Source organism: Polynucleobacter sp. HIN6 (assembly GCF_030297575.1).
Taxonomy (GTDB): Bacteria; Pseudomonadota; Gammaproteobacteria; order Burkholderiales; family Burkholderiaceae; genus Polynucleobacter.
Window position 1 is genome coordinate 519985 of the sequence record NZ_AP028137.1, and the last position, 17433, is coordinate 537417.

The window sequence follows — 17433 nt, forward strand, 5'->3', positions numbered from 1 at the left end:
ATGACCCAAATAGTTGTCTTGCCCCACTCTGAGTATTGCCCTGATGGCGCAGTGATTGAAGCTGAACCAGGGGCCAGTATTTGTGAGACCTTGCTTGCTAATGATATTGAAATTGAACATGCGTGCGATATGGTGTGCGCTTGCACCACCTGTCATGTCATTGTGCGCGAAGGATTTGCAAGTCTTAATGAGCCTGATGAAAATGAAGAGGATATGCTCGATCGTGCTTGGGGCCTTTCCCCACAATCCCGTCTATCATGTCAGGCGATTGTGGCCAAAACGGATTTAGTGATTGAAATCCCAAAATATTCGATCAATCACGCCAAAGAAAATCATTAGTCGTAAAGTCTATGTTGGGTCGGATTCGCCAAAAGCAAATTGATTCAATCGATGCGGTATCAGTAACCCCCAACCCTATGATTTGCCCTATTTGCGAGCGCGAGATTCCTCCCGCCCAAATGGATGCACATCATCTGATTCCACGCTCTAAGGGTGGCAGGGAAACACAGTATTTACATCGAATCTGTCATCGTCAGATCCACGCTTTATTTACCGAGACCGAATTAGCAAGACGTTTGAACTCGGCAGAAGCGATTCGCCAACATCCGCAGATGCAACGCTTCATTGAGTGGGTGAAAAATAAGCCAGATGGCTTTTATGAGCGAGTTGCTAAAAGCTCTCGCTTAAAAGAGTATTAGGTTTATTCGTCTTCCCGACGTAAATGAGGAAACAGGATCACATCACGAATATTGGGTACGTCGGTCAGTAACATCACTAATCGATCAATGCCAATCCCGCAGCCTCCGGTAGGGGGCATACCGTACTCAAGCGCCCGAATGAAGTCGTGGTCAAAATACATGGCCTCCTCGTCGCCGGCATCCTTTTGCGCCACTTGTTTTCGAAAACGCTCGGCTTGATCCTCGGCATCATTGAGTTCCGAGAAACCATTTGCAATTTCACGGCCTGTAATAAAAAGCTCAAAACGCTCGGTTACTCCTTTGCGAGTGTCAGACTCGCGCGCCAACGGACTCACTTCGATGGGGTAGTCAATAATGTACGTCGGATCCCAAAGGTGCTCTTCAGCTACCAGTTCAAATAAGGCAAGCTGCAATGCTCCCAAACCAGCGTTTTTTAGTGGCGGAGCGTTCAGGTCTTCACCACCTTTTTTAAGCTCGCTGCGAATAAATTCAGGATCCTCTAGTTGAGTCGCGGTATAGGATTTTTTCGAAAGAGGACTGTACTTTAAGATCGCCTCGGTAATGGTCAGACGGTCAAAGGGTTTGGCAAGATCCAGCGGACGACCTTGGTGGGTTAGGGTTGCAGTCCCCTGGGCATCGATGGCAGCGCTACGAATGAGATTTTCAGTGAAATCCATGAGCCACCGATAGTCGGTATAGGCTGCATAAAACTCCATCATGGTGAACTCGGGGTTATGCCTAGGACTTACACCTTCATTACGGAAATTACGATTGATCTCAAAAACCCGTTCAAAACCACCTACGATTAGGCGCTTTAGATATAACTCTGGAGCGATACGCAAAAACATTTGCATATCAAGTGCATTATGGTGGGTAATAAATGGTTTAGCTGCAGCTCCACCCGGAATCGGATGAAGCATGGGCGTCTCGACTTCCATGAACTGTGCGTCAGTCATATGACGACGCAACGAAGTAATCACTTTGCTGCGCGCCAAGAACGTATTTCGGCTATCTGAATTCACAATCAAATCCACATAGCGTTGCCGATACTTCAATTCTTGATCGGCAAGACCATGGAATTTATCGGGCAGTGGGCGTAAAGACTTGCTTAAAAGTCTCAGTGTTGAACACTCAATCGATAACTCACCCTTGTTCGTTTTAAATAAATAGCCTTCGGCAGCAATGATGTCGCCTAAATCCCAATGCTTAAAGGCCGCATGAACATCACTGCCAGTGACATCATCACTGATGTAAAACTGAATTTGACCACTACGATCTTGAATGGTTGCGAAGCTGGCCTTACCCATCACTCGCTTTAGAACCATCCGACCAGCAACTTTCACATGAACACGTTTGCTGGCCAATTCTTCTTTATTAAATGAGTCGTAATGCTGATGAAGGTCGGCCGCCAAGTGAGTTGGTACAAAATCATTGGGGTATGCAATGCCTGCTTGGCGTAGCTTTGCTAACTTCTCACGTCGCTCAGCAATGATGTGATTTTCATCTTGCGCAGGAATTAGCGGATCTTGTTGGTCTAAGTTACTCATAATGGAATCTCACACGCCCTGTTTAAGGCTGGCCTCAATAAATGCGTCGAGATCACCATCCAAGACTTTCTGGGTATTCGAGATCTCAACATTGGTTCGTAAATCTTTAATGCGACTTTGATCAAGCACGTAAGAGCGGATTTGATGCCCCCAGCCGACATCGGTTTTGCTAGCCTCTAACTTATCTTGTTCGGCACGTCGTTTACGCATCTCATGTTCATATAGGCGTGATTTGAGCATACTCATTGCCTCAGCTCGGTTGCGATGCTGGCTACGATCGTTTTGACACTGCACCACAATGCCCGTTGGAATATGAGTAAGACGAACCGCAGAGTCAGTCTTGTTAATGTGTTGACCGCCAGCGCCAGAGGCGCGATAGGTATCAGTACGAATATCGGCAGGATTGATCTCGATTTCGATCGAGTCATCAATCTCAGGGTAGACATAAATGCTGGCAAATGAGGTATGGCGACCACCCGAGGAGTCGAATGGTGATTTACGGACTAAGCGGTGTACACCCGTTTCGGAGCGGAGGTGACCATACGCATATTCACCATCCACCTTGATTGTGGCACTTTTGATGCCAGCGACGTCACCGTCAGATTCTTCCAAAATCTCGGTTTTATAGCCCTTGCGCTCGCAGTATTTGAGGTACTGGCGATACAGCATGCTGGCCCAATCGCATGCTTCGGTACCCCCGGCCCCTGCCTGAATATCGATAAAGCAGTTGCAGGGATCCATTTCATTATGAAACATCCGCCTAAATTCGAGATCGGCAATAATTTTTTCATAAGTACCTGCATCCGCTTCAAGAGATAGCAGGGTATCTAAATCATTCTCGGCGCGAGCAAGATCCATTAGCTCCATGCTGCTAATAATGTTTTGCTGCAAATCAGTTAGGGTACTCACTACGCCTTCAAGTAACTTTTTTTCTTTCCCAAAGGCCTGTGCTTGTTTTGGATCATCCCAAATTTTGGGATCCTCCAAAATACGATTGACTTCAATTAGGCGATTTGATTTAGCATCAAAGTCAAAGATACCCCCGAAGGGCGTGCTCGCGAGCGAGGAGATCTTTGAAGGCGTTGGTAATTTGATTAAGTTGTTCGGCTTCCATTACTGAATTATACGGGTAAGCGCCTAATGGAGTGGGTCGTCGATGGCCTCAATGATCAATTGGATACGGGCCTCTTCGCGAAAACGATCACTCACTAGACGAAATGCCAAAAATGCGAGCTGCGGTAGTGTTTGGGTGCGATTAAACCAAACTGCTGATACGACGGGGGTATCACTTTCGTCCTGCATAATTGGGCGTAGTGAAAGACGTAAATGTTTATCTTTCATTAACGACTGCTGTAGTACCTGAAATTCGCCATAAAAGAGTGGTTGCGGAAAACCTTGTCCCCAGATCTCTTGCACCAGGCGGTCAGCAATTTCAACAGTAAATTGATCTGGGCTCAAGGAACCATCATGGATACAGCGCCTTTGTAAAATTTCATCATCGAGCAGGCTAGTACTGATCTCTCGAAAGTAATTCTCAAAGTCATCAAAGTCGGATTGGCGAATCGTTAGGCCCGCAGCCATGGCATGGCCGCCAAACTTCAAAATAAGACCAGGATATTTTTTTGATACTAAGTCAAGCGCATCACGCAGATGAAAGCCCTGAATCGACCGACCAGAGCCACGCAGCAATCGAGCGCCAGAGTCATCATCGGCAGGTGCAAAAACAATCGTTGGGCGATTAAAGCGTTCCTTTAGTCGCGAGGCGACAATGCCCACCACGCCTTGATGCCAATCAGGGTGCCATAAGCAAAGTGCGGGTTGTTCATTCACGGATAAATTAGCAAGGCTCGCAAGCGCGGAATCTTGCATACCGGATTCGATCACGCGCCGCTCTCGATTAATGCGATCAAGCTCTTGTGCCAGGGATCTTGCGCGAACCTCATCGTCACATAGGAGCAATTGAATTCCTAAGCTCATATCGGCTAAGCGACCAGCAGCATTTAGGCGAGGCCCAATGGCAAATCCCAGATCAAAGGGGCTGGCAGCTCTGGGATCTCGTCCAGCCACCTCAAATAAGGCTAGCAATCCTGCTGGCGCAAGACCCTGACGTATTTTTCTGAGACCTTGTGAGACCAGGATGCGGTTATTGCGATCGAGTTGGGCAACGTCTGCCACCGTGCCAAGCGCCACTAAGCTAAAGAGCTGCTCGAGTTTTGGCTGGGTCTCGACAGTAAATACGCCTCGCTCTCGTAACAGGGCTCGTAAGGCAATCAAAATGTAGAACATCACACCAACGCCCGCTAGTGCTTTGCTAGAAAATGGACATCCTGGCTGATTGGGGTTGACTATTGTTAGAGCGTTTGGAAGTTCCTCGCCGGGTAGATGATGATCAGTGACCAGAACATCGATGCCGTGTGTCTTGGCATAGTCAATTCCTTGATGGCTAGCAATTCCGTTATCAACCGTAATTATGAGCGATGGTCTTGGATTGAGTTCAAGCGCCATATCAACCACCTCGGGGGTTAGCCCATATCCCATGGTAAAGCGATTGGGAACCAAGTAACCCAATTGCTGGTCAGATGCCCCTAGCATGCGTAATCCTCGCAGGCCAACAGCGCAGGCGGTTGCGCCATCACAGTCGTAATCAGCGACGATCACCATCGATCGTTTAGAGCTTATTGCATCTGCTAATAATCTCGCGGCTGTCTCGCATTCCTTCAGTGACGAGGGTGGTAGTAAATGCTTTGCCTCAAGACTTAAGTCGGAGTACTCCTGAATGCCTCGAGCAGCGTATAAGCGGGCAAAGAGCGGATCAATGCCATGCCCCTCTAAGCTTGTAGTAACTTCATTTGGGTAGGCGCGTTGGCTGAAAACACTCATGCCTGTAATTCCTCCCAGGTCGGTGGCTGATTTTTATGCCAAAACTTCCATGCAGGTCCTCGATAGTCTTTGGCTCGAAGCGTGCGCTTGCGAATGCCTTGCGGAAAATCAATTAGCGTGATTTCTAGGTCAAATTCGAACATCGCTTGCACCAGTCTTGGCCATTGTTTGTCAATATCCTTTAACCACACAAAGATATCGCTTGCTTGTTGTTCCCACTGAACAGTTTGGGAGTTCAGAAGAGGGATGCCACGTTGTGCAGCAATCGATGTCATCCAGGGATGATCACTAATAATTTGCGTAGCATTAGTTAATTCAGGCGAATAAGTAATATCGGTTGCTTTACCAATCCCATATACCCAAACTGAATTAATTCGGGGCAATCCTTGCGCCTCCCGTGCCTCATTAATGGGGTGAATATGCCAGCGCATTTGGATTTCGTTCTGAACCCTGCGCCAACGCTTGGCTAAACCTGACACGACGGTATCTTTTGGGAGCCACCAATCGATATTACGGCCTGTGGCTTGTGCCAGGCTGTTGGTGTAGAGTGATTGATAATCACTTGCTGCATAAACCCAGGCATAGCCATTATTTGAAATCGGGATCATTCCCTCTTCGCCGAAGATGGTGTTTGCCTCCTCCATCAAGATCATGATTTCATCGCTAGATACAGTTAATTCCGATAACGGAAGTAGGACGAGATGATCGCGAGTCGCGTGTAAATGAACCGGCTCAATACATAGTTGAACTTGATTATTCGGATTTGTATGCAGGGCACTACCAAGTGCAAAGGAGTCGCCAATCAGATAGCGCTCATGCGGCAAAGCTTTGGGCGCACGCTCAACATCGTGATTAATCTGATCTTCGCCAGGCAGGAGAATGCTAATGTGATGACTCATGACCCTAATTTTAGGTGGCAATTACTCAATTTGCTTAGTAGGCGGTGCCAATTGCTTAAACTGTGAAGATGTGGAAGATTCCGATTGAGCTAGAGATAGGTCTTAAGTACACGCGCTCACGACGCAGGAAAGCGGTTGGTCAGCGTGATGGGTTTCTATCCTTTATTTCTGGGATCTCCATGGCTGGGATCGCTTTAGGGGTAGCGGCTCTAATCGTAGTGCTCTCTGTCATGAATGGGTTTCAGAAAGAGGTGCGAGACCGTATGCTTTCGGTTCTCTCCCATATTGAGATTACCTCCCCAAGTGGTTTGGTCGATTGGGAGCCAATCGCCGAGACACTTGCAAAACAAGCTCATGTTCTCGGGGTTGCCCCAATGGTAAGTTCCCAGGGTCTTTTATCTCGAGCTGAATCAATGCGCGGGGTTGCGTTGCGAGGCGTGGATCCAGCCTTAGAGGGTCGAGTATCTGATCTACCCAAGCAATTGATTGTGGGTTCAATGAGCGATCTCAAGCCCGGGCAATTTGGGGTTGTATTAGGAACCCAACTGGCAGGTACGCTTGGTGTAAGGGTGGGTGATCGCGTAAACCTATTAGTTCCGGAAGGTGATTTGAGTCCCGCCGGCATGATGCCGCGGATGCGCGCTCTCCAGGTAGTTGGCATGGTGGATAGTGGTCACTATGAATACGATAGTACTTTGGCAGTGATGCACTGGAAGGATGCTGCTGCCTTGTTGCGAATGACCGATCCGACCGGTTTGCGGGTAAAAGTTGATGACATGCAAAAAGCTCCTGAAATTGCGGTGCGTCTAGCTCAGGTCGTACCGCAAGCGCTCTGGGTTAGCGATTGGTCACGCTCTAATCGCAATTGGTTTGCTGCAGTCCAAACTGAGAAAAAAATGATGTTCATTATTTTGACCTTGATTATTGCGGTAGCAGCATTCAACTTAGTTTCCACTCTAGTAATGACTGTGACCGATAAGCAGGCCGATATTGCGATTCTTCGAACCATGGGAGCGAGCGCGGGACTCGTACAGCGTATATTTTTAGTGCAAGGTTTGGCGATTGGCTTGTTGGGCTCGCTCCTAGGCGTTGCATTTGGATTACTTATTGCTCTTAACATCGATGTGATCGTGCCATTTATTGAGACTCTTTTCCGAGTACAGTTCTTGCCAAGAGATATTTATTTCATTAGCCAGCTGCCATCGGATGTGCGTCTCGATGATGTACTAAAGGTAGGAATCATGGCTTTTGTTCTATCGATTCTTGCGACGATTTACCCAAGCCGTAGAGCAGCGCAGGTCAAACCAGCCGAGGCATTGCGCTATGAGTAAGCCGGTTCTTAAAGCGTCCAAACTTGCTAAAACCTATGGAGTAGGTATTAATGCTGTTGAAGTATTGAAAGCAGTCGATTTAGAGTTAAGTCCGGCTGAGAAGGTTGCGATTGTGGGATCCTCCGGCTCGGGTAAGAGTACTTTACTTCACCTTTTGGGGGGATTGGATACGGCAAGCGCTGGTGAAGTAGAGCTAGCAGGTCAATTACTCAATCGGATGAGCCCGAAGGAGCTTGATCAAATCCGTAATGAACGCCTGGGCTTTGTATATCAGTTTCATCATCTGCTTGACGAATTAACAGCGCTTGAGAATGTTGCTTTGCCTTTACGTATTAGAGGCTTGAGTCAGGAAGGGGCAGAAGCCCCAGCCCAGATCCTATTGGATGCGGTTGGTTTAGGAAAACGTCTGCATCACACCCCAGCAGAGTTATCGGGTGGGGAGCGTCAACGCGTTGCAGTGGCGCGCGCCTTAGTTGGAAAACCCGATTGTGTATTGGCCGACGAGCCAACTGGTAACTTGGATACGGAGACTGCTGATCGGGTATTTGATTTAATGCTCGATATTGCCAAAGAGCAGGGCACCGCATTTTTAATTGTGACCCACGATCCGATTCGTGCTAAACGCTGTGATCGTATTTTGCGCTTAACCCGCGGTGTACTCGAGCCATTTGGGGAATAGTAAGTGATGTGGCTTGATACCCATTGCCACCTCGATGCCCCAGAATTTTTGAGTGATATCGAGAGCATCGTAGAGCGTGCAAAATGTGCTGGCGTAGCCGGTATCTTATTGCCTGCAGTACGAGCCCAAGATTTTGAGGCCGTTCAAGAGCTTACCCATCGGTTTAAGTGCGACATTCCATATTTAGTCTATACCTTAGGGATTCATCCCCTGTATACCGATCGTGCTAGCGAAAGTGATCTAAAAACCTTAGAGACTGCAGTAACCAATGCTAAAAATGATCCTCACTTTGTCGGTATTGGTGAAATTGGCCTCGATTATTTTGTTGCTGAGTTAGATCCGCATCGACAGGCTCTATTCTTTCATGCGCAACTAGACTTAGCCCAACACTATCAACTGCCGGTGATCTTGCATGTTCGTCGCTCTCAGGACATGATTTTGAAGGCGCTTCGCCAACGAAATTTAAGTGGCGGCATTGCCCATGCATTTAATGGTAGTTTTCAGCAGGCCTACCAATTTATTGATCTTGGATTCAAACTGGGTTTTGGAGGCGCGGCAACTTATGAGCGTGCTTTACAAATTCGTAGGCTTATTCAAGAGTTGCCACTAGAAGCTATCGTGACCGAGACCGATTCGCCAGATATTCCACCAGCATGGTTACGCTCTGAACAAGGGCGTCGCAATGAGCCGGCATTTTTACCTCGTATTGCGCAGGTGTTGGCAGAAATCCGTAGCGTGCAGCCAAACACCCTTTCACAAGCAGTTATCCGTAACGTCAGTCAGGCCCTACCGCGCTGGGGCCAGCTTCTGAACCAATAACGTGCTCCGCATCGCAATTACGGCATGGATTGCCGGAGGGTCGGCTTTTTTCTTTTTACCCAAATTACCGAATCACGGCCTCGAGATCAGCATTATTTCCGGAATCATTTTGCTGAGCGTTTGCTATTACTTCCGAGATCGTAATCGCACCTTCGCATGCTTAGCGCTTGTGTTAGCTTTGGGATTATTGGGGTGGGGTTATCACTTTCATTATGCAAAGGAGAGACTTTCATCGCCCTTACCAGTTTCTCTTGAAGATCAAGAATTAACGATCCGGGGATATGTCGATCAACTACCTACTGGTGATCATCAACATCAGCGCTTTGCCTTTGAGGTAGTTGACTGGAATGATGATCAATCTGAGACCTTGCCAAGAAAAATCTACTTGAGTTGGAGTGGGGCGTGGCAAAAAAATCGTTTGATTCCGGAGCTTGTCCCCGGTGAGGAGTGGCAATTTGTTGTCAAACTCAAAAGACCACATACCTTAATGAATGACCATGGCTTTGATTTTGAACGATGGATGTTTCATCAAGGCTTTGGAGCAAATGGTTCAGTTAGGTCGGGTAAGCGAATTCAAGAGTCTCGATGGATTTCATTAAAAACAGCCATCGAGTATCAACGCTGGCGACTTCGCAATAAGATCAAAGCCGCTCTAGATCCCTCTGCGCCCTATGCTGGGGTATTAATTGCCTTGGTAATTGGCGATCAAAATGCAATTGCGCAATCGGATTGGCGGGTATTTAATGCCACTGGAGTCGGACACTTAATCTCGATATCGGGTTTGCATGTCACGATGCTCTCTGGATTGGGCGCCTTATTAGGGGCATGGATATGGCGTCGTCGTGAATGGCCGCTCATCATTCCTGTTCAAAAAGTTGCAGCTGCCACTGGGTTGTTGACTGCGTTTTTATACGCCTGGTTAGCTGGATTTCAAATACCAGCCCAACGAACGCTCTACATGGTTGGGATTGTGGCTTTTGCACTCTGGACCTCCAGAATTCCACGCGCCTTTGATATTTGGTGGATCGCACTATTACTGGTTCTGGTAATTGACCCCATGGCCCCTTACACCCCGGGATTTTGGTTGTCGTTTGGAGCGGTAGCCATCATCTTGTATGGGATGGGTTCCTCATCAAGCCTCATTGGTATTCCGAATGGAGCCGAGTGGGAGCGTAGCCGACTCGAACGGCTCAAACAAGCCTTTTTTGAATCCTGCCGCTTGCAATGGATTGTGACCATTGCACTCATTCCTTGTACTTTATATTGGTTTTATCAAGTATCTATCGTATCGCCACTAGCGAATGCACTGGCAATCCCAGTGATTAGTTTTGTTGTGACCCCCTTGGCGATTGCTGGCGCGATTCTTCCTGAGTGGTTTGCACCCATCCTTCTCCAGCTCGCTCATGGGGCAATGGAATGGACGGCGAAATACCTGAACTGGCTTGCAAAATTTGACTGGACAGTGCATTGGTCTCATCAACCAACGCTCTGGGCAATGGCGCTGTCATCTCTTGGAATCTATTGGCATATTCGTCCCGGTCCGATGACAAGCCATCGAATGAGTCGCATTGTGGGGCTTGCCCTTTGCATCCCTTTATTTTGGCAAGTGACCGATACCATTAATCATGGTCAATTTAAGGCATATGTATTTGATATTGGGCAGGGCACCGCAGTCCTTGTTGAGACCAAATCACATCGGCTCTTATATGATGCTGGCCCACTTTCTGGAAAAAATGACAATGCTGGAGAACGGGTATTACTTCCTTACTTTCGCGGAGAAGGAATTGATCGATTGGATCGCTTAGTTATAAGCCATAAAGACTCAGATCACATAGGGGGTGCAAACACTCTGATGAAGAACTTAAATATTCAATCATTCTTGGGAACGATGCCGGAGCATCATCCGTTAATGAATGACATCCAACAATCAGCCATACCAGCATTGCCCTGTCAGTATGGTCAAGAATGGCAATGGGATGGCATAGATTTTAAAGTCTGGCATCCATCTGAGGAGGTAGACTTTAAAGCAGAGTCCCATCGCGGAAAGCCCAATGAAAATAGTTGCGTGCTAGAGATCCGCAATGCCAACACAAGTTTCTGGTTAACAGGCGATATTGAAAAACGTGGAGAGCATGAGCATGCTCGACGCCTAGAGGAAATGGGTTATCAAAGGCCCAATAAAGTGGTGGTCATGGCCCCGCATCATGGTAGCAAAACATCATCATCTCAAGTGTGGCTAGATGCCATTCAACCGACCGTGGCATTTTCTCAGCACGGATATCGAAATCGATATGGTCATCCACATCGTGTTGTGAAAGAACGATATCGGGATAATCAAATTCCGTTTCTAGAGACAACCACTACTGGTGCTCAACATTGGCATGCTATGACAAACGAGCTGATTGTTGATTTCGTGAGACAGAAGCGAAAGCGATTGTGGCATCACGACTAGCCAATCACAGTGAATACCTAAAGATAGGCATTCTGAGTCGGAAAGGCTTGAGAGATTGGTTGCGGGGATAGGATTTGAACCTATGACCTTCGGGTTATGAGCCCGACGAGCTGCCAGACTGCTCCACCCCGCGCCTGAGCCTTAGATTCTACCATTTTTTACTTTCACCTGTCGAGCTTCTCCCTGTTTTAAGTGGTTTAAAGGGCGTATCATAGCCACAAGATCATTTTTACCCAATTGTTGAATGACGATTAGTAAGCCTGAGTACTCCAATTCATCCCTATTAGAGCCAGTCGAAATCTCGAGTAGTGGTGAGCATCAGAAGAAGAGTTTGCCAATCATGATGCTTGCGGCCTTGGGAATCGTCTTTGGAGATATTGGTACAAGCCCGCTGTATGCTCTCAAAGAATGCTTTAGTCCAGATCATGGCATTGCATTCTCGAACGAAGCACTATTTGGAGTGATCTCCATGATGATCTGGGCGCTTCTGATTGTGGTGACCTTCAAATATGTCTTTGTCGTTATGCGTGCCGATAACAAAGGCGAGGGTGGTGTCTTATCCTTAATGGCACTTGCCCTGCGCTCTATGAAAAGTGATTCAAAGCAGTATTTCATGGTGATGGTTCTTGGGATGCTGGGTGCCTGTATGTTATTGGGTGAGTCTGTGATTACTCCAGCGATTTCAGTGCTTTCTGCTGTTGAGGGTATCGCGGTAGCAACCCCCAACTTGGCAGACGCAGTAATCCCAATCTCATTACTAATTTTGGTTTGTTTATTCATAATTCAGAAATACGGAACTGCTGCCGTGGGCCAACTCTTTGGACCTATTACTTTGGTATGGTTTTTGGTCTTGGCTGGTTTGGGCGTGATGAATATTGCGAAGTCGCCCGACATTATTTATGCGTTTAACCCTCTGTATGCCATCAACTTCATCTCCGATCATCCGGTTACGGCTTACATTGTTTTAGGCGCTGTAGTCTTGGTGGTAACTGGTGTTGAGGCCTTGTATCTTGATATGGGGCACTTTGGAAAAAATCCCGTACGTCTTACATGGCTAACAATCGCTTTGCCTTGCTTGCTCCTTAATTATTTAGGTCAAGGTGCTCTGCTGTTATCAAATCCAACTGCTATATCAAACCCGTTTTATCTCATGGTTCCAGAGTGGGCGTTGTGGCCTATCGTTGGTTTAGCAACCGCTGCAACCGTGATTGCATCTCAGGCGGTCATCTCTGGTGCCTTTTCCATGGTGAATCAAGGGATCCTACTGGGCTTCATTCCCCGTATGAATATCTTGCATACCTCAGTTTCAGAGCGTGGTCAGATTTATATACCTGCTGTCAACTGGGCCCTATTGATCATGGTAATCGTTACCGTGTTGGAGTTTAGAGAGTCTGTAAGTTTGGCGGCAGCATACGGACTTTCGGTTACTTCCACGATGCTGGTGACCACTATTTTGTTAAGCATTGTGATGCGTCGTGAATGGCATATTAATCCAATCATTATTTTGTGCATGATCGTGATGTTTTTGGTAATTGATATTGGCTTCTGGACTGCCACCTTAATCAAGATCAAGGATGGTGGTTGGTATCCCATCACATTAGCTCTAGTGATGTTTACCTGCTCACTGACTTGGTATCGCGGACGCAAACTCTTACGTGATAAATTGATTGTTGAATCTATTCCGCTTGAGGGATTCATTAAGAATCTGTTGGCTCACCCACCGCATCGAGTCGAAGGCACCGCTATTTTTCTGACCCCGCATATTGATTTTGTACCGGCGGCAATGCTGCATAACTTAAAGCACAACCATGTCATGCATGAACGTGTCTTTTTCTTAAAGCTGAGTACCTGGGACGTGCCTTTTGTCCGAGATGAAGATCGCTTATCTCTGAAAGACCTTGGTGGAAATGTTTATGTTGTGCGCAGTGTGCATGGCTTTAAAGAAACCCCTGATATCAATAAAGTACTTGAATTAATTACCAAGCAGTATGGGTTGCCATTTGATTTAATGGATACTACCTTCTTCCTCGCGCGAGACGCCATTACTCCATCTAAATCTCCAGGAATGGCCGTTTGGCGCGAGCGTCTCTTTGCTTGGATGATGCAAAATGCTGCTAAGCCATCGGATTTTTATAACATTCCGGCTAATCGCTTAGTTGAGTTGGGTGCTAAGGTCGAGATTTAATGAAGTACGCCGATCGATTTTTAACTGTTGCTATTCTTTTTGGATTGACGATTGTTCCAGTCAATGCATCAACAAGTGACGAACTTGAGCTTGAAAAGTTGAATCAAATCGAGGCTCAACTAACGTTGCAGCGTGAATGGGTTGAATATCGTTGGAAGAAAACGAGTGCGGAGTGTTATGAGAAGTTTTTCGTAAACTCCTGTCTTGGCGATGCAAGAGCTAAGTATCGGAAAGAAATCGATCCGATTCGGGCACAAGAAGTATTGCTCAATGAAAACCAACGCATTATTAAAGAGCGTATCAAGACTGAACGCGATGCTCGCAGGGCTGCTGAGCGGGCTGATCCGAAACGTGCACAAGAACGCGCTGAGAATGAAAAAGCATTTTTACAAAAACAAAAGGATGCGGCAGCCCGTGCTGCAGACTTAGAGGAGCGTCGTAAAGATGCTCCACGACGTGCACAAGAGAATAAATCTGGTGTGAAATTAGACTGATATGGCAAAGACCAAAACCCTCTATGTTTGCCAAGCGTGTGGAGGCAGTTCTCCTAAATGGCAGGGCCAATGTCCTGCATGCGATGCATGGAACACGCTTGAAGAGTCTTTGGCTGAGACCGCCAACCATCGTTTTCAGGGATTGGCCAAGTCAATCCCGCGACAAAAATTAGTGAGCATTGAAGCGCAGGATTCGCCTCGTTTGCCCACAGGAATTACGGAGCTCGATCGCGTGCTGGGTGGGGGATTGGTAGCCGGTGGAGTAGTTTTGCTCGGCGGTGATCCTGGAATTGGTAAATCCACCTTGCTATTGCAAGCCCTCGCTGAGCTCAGTATGCAAGGAGTTGATGTTTTATATAGCTCCGGAGAGGAGTCTGCTGCTCAAATTGCCTTGCGTGCTCAACGTATTTCTTTAAATGCACCTCAGCTTGAAATCTTGGCAGAGATTCAGTTAGAAAAATTATTGCTATCGGTTGAAGCTGCGCAGCCGCAGGTATTGGTAGTTGATTCCATCCAGACTTTGTATTCCGAGGCATTTACATCGGCGCCTGGATCAGTCGCTCAGGTGCGTGAGTGCGCCGCCCAGTTAACACGTCTCGCAAAGTCAAGTGGCATCTGTGTTTTATTAGTTGGCCATGTGACTAAAGATGGTCATTTGGCTGGCCCACGCGTACTTGAGCACATTGTCGATACCGTTTTATATTTTGAGGGCGATACGCATTCGTCATTTCGCTTAGTGCGCTCGATTAAAAACCGCTTTGGGGCGGTCAATGAGCTCGGCGTCTTTGCGATGACCGAGAAAGGTCTCAAGGGTGTCAACAATCCGTCCGCTCTTTTTCTATCGCAACATCCGCAAACGGTGCCTGGCTCCTGTGTATTGGTAACGCAGGAGGGGAGTCGGCCACTGTTGGTTGAGATTCAGGCGCTGGTTGATACGGCGCATATTCCTAATCCTAGACGCCTAGCGGTTGGCTTAGAACAGGCGCGTTTGGCCATGCTGTTAGCGGTCTTGCACCGTCATGCTGGAATCGCTTGCTTTGATCAGGATGTGTTCCTAAATGCAGTGGGTGGTGTCAAAATTACCGAACCAGCTGCCGATCTTGCGGTTTTGCTTGCGATCACATCATCAATTCGTAATCGTGCTCTACCAAAACATTTGGTGGTATTTGGTGAGGTTGGCTTGGCTGGAGAAATTCGCCCATGTCCGCGCGGTCAGGAGAGACTCAAGGAGGCCGCTAAATTGGGATTCAAGATTGCAATTATTCCAAAGGCTAATTTGCCAAAAACAAAAATTGCTGACTTACAAATGATTGCAGTCGAGCGAATTGATGAGGCGATTGCTGCTATCAACGATTTGTATTAGAAAATACTAGCGACGTAAATCCTCTGCCTCAATCAAGCATACCTGCCGGTCGCCCGCAGATACCTCCATCCAAATCGGGGAAAGATGCCCAAAAGCTTTTTGGAAATGTTCATACTCATTACCGATCTCAAGTACTAATGCGCCACGTTCATGGAGATATTCGCTGGCGGAGTGAATGATCTGACGAATCAGATCCATGCCATCTGATCCACCAGCAAGCGCCTCACGCGGCTCGGCACGGTACTCAGGAGGGAGGGCTTGCATCGATTGTTCATTCACATAGGGTGGATTGCAAACAATTAAATCAAATTGCAAATCCTGCTCTGCAATCGGTTCCCATAGATCGCCATGCAGTAATTCAATGCGATCGCTTAAGTGATGGCGATCAAGATTGCGAGCGGCCAGAGCGAGAGCTGGCAAAGAGAGATCGCTAGCCACAACCTGTAAGTCGGGGTAATAAAGGGCCATGAGAACCGCCAGTGAACCATTACCGGTGCATAAATCAAGCACCTTGCCATCTGCGGGTAACCAAGACTCAAGCGCTTCATGAGCGATTAGCTCAGCGATGAATGAACGCGGAATGATGCTTTGCGTAGTGCAATCAAAGGGTACCCCCATTAACCATGCTTCTCCCAAAAGGTAGGCGAGAGGTTGACGTGATTCAATTCGTTTTTGAGCCACCGCGAAAGCCTTTTGGCTAAGTTCTCCAGAAATCATGGAGTCTAGATGCTCAAGAGTTTCTGAAGGCGATCGCTCTAATTGTTTGCTGACAATCCACAATGCCTCGGCCTCTGCATTACTCGCACCATGTCCGTAATAAAGATCAGCCGATTCCAAAAGACTTTGAATGCGTTGACAACACGCATCAATTGTCATGCTGGGCAAATTGGTTTTAATGGGAATGGGGTCCATGGGCAATAGCTTACCCAACAAATCCTTAGGCAATTAGTTTTTCAAGTGCGCGACGATAGATATTCTTCAGTGGCTCAATGGAGTCGAGCGCCACGCGTTCGTCAATCTTGTGACTAGTTGCGTTCACAGGTCCAAATTCAATCAGCTGGGAGCAAATCTTTGCAATGAATCGACCATCGCTGGTACCACCGGTGGTTGAGAGCTCTGTATGAACTTGGGTTTCAGCCAAAATGGCTTCGCGCATCGCACCCGCTAATTCGCCATCGCTGGTTAAGAACGGTTCGCCACCTAAGGTCCAGTCAATGCTGAACTGAAGCTTGGCGTCTCGCAAGATCGATTCAACCCCTGCTTTTAACTGCTCTGGCGTACTTTCGGTGGAGAAGCGGAAATTAAAGTCAATCACCAACTCGCCCGGAATGATATTGTTTGCACCGGTACCGGCATGAATGTTTGAGATCTGAAAACTAGTCGGCTGAAAGTATTGGTTGCCGCGATCCCACTCTTTGGCAACCAGTGCCGCAAGGGCCGGGGCAACTTCATGAATGGGATTACGACCTAAATGAGGGTAGGCAATATGCGCCTGAACCCCTTTGACTTTTAATTTCCCCGAAAGCGATCCGCGTCGCCCATTTTTGATCATGTCGCCTAAGCGCTCTACGGAGGTGGGCTCACCAATGATGCAGTAATCCAGTTTTTGACCCCGTTTTTTAAGGAGGTCGCATACGACTACAGTCCCATCATGGGCAGGCCCTTCCTCATCGCTGGTAATTAAGAAGGCAATTGATCCAGAGTGATTCGGGTGCGTCTTTACAAATTCTTCGGTTGCCACTACAAAACCGGCAAGGGAAGTTTTCATATCCGCAGCGCCACGACCGTACAGAAATTGATCGCGTTCGGTAGGGGCAAACGGGTCATTGGTCCACTGCTCTATTGGTCCGGTTGGCACCACATCCGTATGTCCAGCAAAGGCTAATACTTTGCCTTGGGAGTTTTTACCTCGTTTGATTGCCCAAAGATTGGTCACTTGAAAGTGTTCTGGACCGCTGACGATGGTTTCGACCTCAAAGCCAATTGCTGCTAAGCGCTTTGCAATCAGCTTTTGGCATCCGCCATCCGCAGGAGTCACCGAGCGACATGCAATTAGCTCTTTAGTCAGCGTAAGGGCCGTATTCAT

Annotated in this window: 15 protein-coding genes and 1 tRNA gene; 9 read left to right on the top strand and 7 right to left on the bottom strand. The window is 47.5% G+C overall.

Features of this window, described 5'->3' with window-relative positions; genetic code table 11:
- Together fdx and QUE66_RS02685 are read left to right on the top strand one after the other, a co-directional pair.
- Nucleotides 1-339 carry an ISC system 2Fe-2S type ferredoxin gene (fdx, locus tag QUE66_RS02680; RefSeq protein WP_286224304.1) on the top strand — a complete coding sequence of 113 codons (339 nt, stop codon included), beginning with the start codon at nt 1-3 and terminating at the stop codon, nt 337-339.
- Between the two features lie 11 nt (nt 340-350).
- Nucleotides 351-698: an HNH endonuclease gene (locus QUE66_RS02685; protein ID WP_286224305.1), complete on the top strand. Its 348-nt coding sequence runs from the start codon at nt 351-353 to the stop codon at nt 696-698.
- 2 nt (nt 699-700) lie between these two features.
- Here the strand turns inward: QUE66_RS02685 and lysS are convergent, their stop codons facing one another.
- From lysS to QUE66_RS02705, 4 genes are all read right to left on the bottom strand, one after another.
- Nucleotides 701-2245, bottom strand: a complete 1545-nt coding sequence (lysS, locus tag QUE66_RS02690) for a lysine--tRNA ligase (RefSeq protein WP_286224307.1) — start codon at nt 2243-2245, stop codon at nt 701-703.
- Nucleotides 2246-2254: 9 nt separating this feature from the next.
- Nucleotides 2255-3359 (bottom strand): peptide chain release factor 2 gene (prfB, locus tag QUE66_RS02695; protein ID WP_286224309.1). Its coding sequence is split into 2 segments (ribosomal slippage): nt 2255-3277 and nt 3279-3359, totalling 1104 coding nucleotides; the frame shifts between segments, so codons are not numbered across the junction.
- Between the two features lie 23 nt (nt 3360-3382).
- Nucleotides 3383-5125: a single-stranded-DNA-specific exonuclease RecJ gene (recJ, locus tag QUE66_RS02700; RefSeq protein WP_286224310.1), complete on the bottom strand. Its 1743-nt coding sequence runs from the start codon at nt 5123-5125 to the stop codon at nt 3383-3385.
- On the bottom strand, nt 5122-6024 hold the full coding sequence (locus QUE66_RS02705; RefSeq protein ID WP_286224312.1) for a hypothetical protein: 903 nt from the start codon (nt 6022-6024) through the stop codon (nt 5122-5124). The genes recJ and QUE66_RS02705 overlap by 4 nt, the downstream gene beginning before the upstream one ends.
- Nucleotides 6025-6092: 68 nt before the next feature.
- Between QUE66_RS02705 and QUE66_RS02710 the strand changes: the two genes are divergently transcribed.
- The 4 genes from QUE66_RS02710 to QUE66_RS02725 are packed head-to-tail and all read left to right on the top strand — an operon-like array spanning nt 6093 to nt 11305.
- Nucleotides 6093-7355, top strand: coding sequence for a lipoprotein-releasing ABC transporter permease subunit (locus QUE66_RS02710; protein ID WP_286224313.1), 1263 nt, complete (start codon nt 6093-6095; stop codon nt 7353-7355).
- Complete coding sequence (locus QUE66_RS02715) at nt 7348-8034, top strand: ABC transporter ATP-binding protein (protein ID WP_286224314.1); 687 nt, start codon at nt 7348-7350, stop codon at nt 8032-8034. Before QUE66_RS02710 ends, QUE66_RS02715 begins: the two co-directional genes overlap by 8 nt.
- Before the next feature lie 6 nt (nt 8035-8040).
- Nucleotides 8041-8853: a TatD family hydrolase gene (locus QUE66_RS02720; RefSeq protein ID WP_286224315.1), complete on the top strand. Its 813-nt coding sequence runs from the start codon at nt 8041-8043 to the stop codon at nt 8851-8853.
- 1 nt (nt 8854) lies between these two features.
- Nucleotides 8855-11305 carry a DNA internalization-related competence protein ComEC/Rec2 gene (locus QUE66_RS02725; protein ID WP_286224316.1) on the top strand — a complete coding sequence of 817 codons (2451 nt, stop codon included), beginning with the start codon at nt 8855-8857 and terminating at the stop codon, nt 11303-11305.
- 56 nt (nt 11306-11361) lie between these two features.
- Here the strand turns inward: QUE66_RS02725 and QUE66_RS02730 are convergent.
- Nucleotides 11362-11438, bottom strand: a tRNA-Met gene (locus tag QUE66_RS02730).
- Between the two features lie 207 nt (nt 11439-11645).
- Here QUE66_RS02730 and QUE66_RS02735 point away from each other — a divergent pair.
- From QUE66_RS02735 to radA, 3 genes are read left to right on the top strand one after another with little or no spacing between them, the layout of a single operon-like run.
- Nucleotides 11646-13490 carry a potassium transporter Kup gene (locus QUE66_RS02735; RefSeq protein WP_458574697.1) on the top strand — a complete coding sequence of 615 codons (1845 nt, stop codon included), beginning with the start codon at nt 11646-11648 and terminating at the stop codon, nt 13488-13490.
- A complete protein-coding gene (locus QUE66_RS02740; RefSeq protein WP_286224317.1) occupies nt 13490-13984 on the top strand; it encodes a hypothetical protein in 495 nt (164 codons plus the stop codon). Before QUE66_RS02735 ends, QUE66_RS02740 begins: the two co-directional genes overlap by 1 nt.
- 1 nt (nt 13985) lies before the next feature.
- Nucleotides 13986-15347 (top strand): DNA repair protein RadA, encoded by a 1362-nt coding sequence (gene radA / locus QUE66_RS02745; protein ID WP_286224318.1) that lies wholly within the window; start codon nt 13986-13988, stop codon nt 15345-15347.
- A gap of 6 nt (nt 15348-15353) precedes the next feature.
- On the opposite strand, the gene prmB is transcribed toward radA, so the two are convergent.
- Nucleotides 15354-16259, bottom strand: a complete 906-nt coding sequence (prmB, locus tag QUE66_RS02750) for a 50S ribosomal protein L3 N(5)-glutamine methyltransferase (RefSeq protein WP_286224319.1) — start codon at nt 16257-16259, stop codon at nt 15354-15356.
- A gap of 25 nt (nt 16260-16284) precedes the next feature.
- Nucleotides 16285-17433: a succinyl-diaminopimelate desuccinylase gene (dapE, locus tag QUE66_RS02755; RefSeq protein ID WP_286224320.1), complete on the bottom strand. Its 1149-nt coding sequence runs from the start codon at nt 17431-17433 to the stop codon at nt 16285-16287.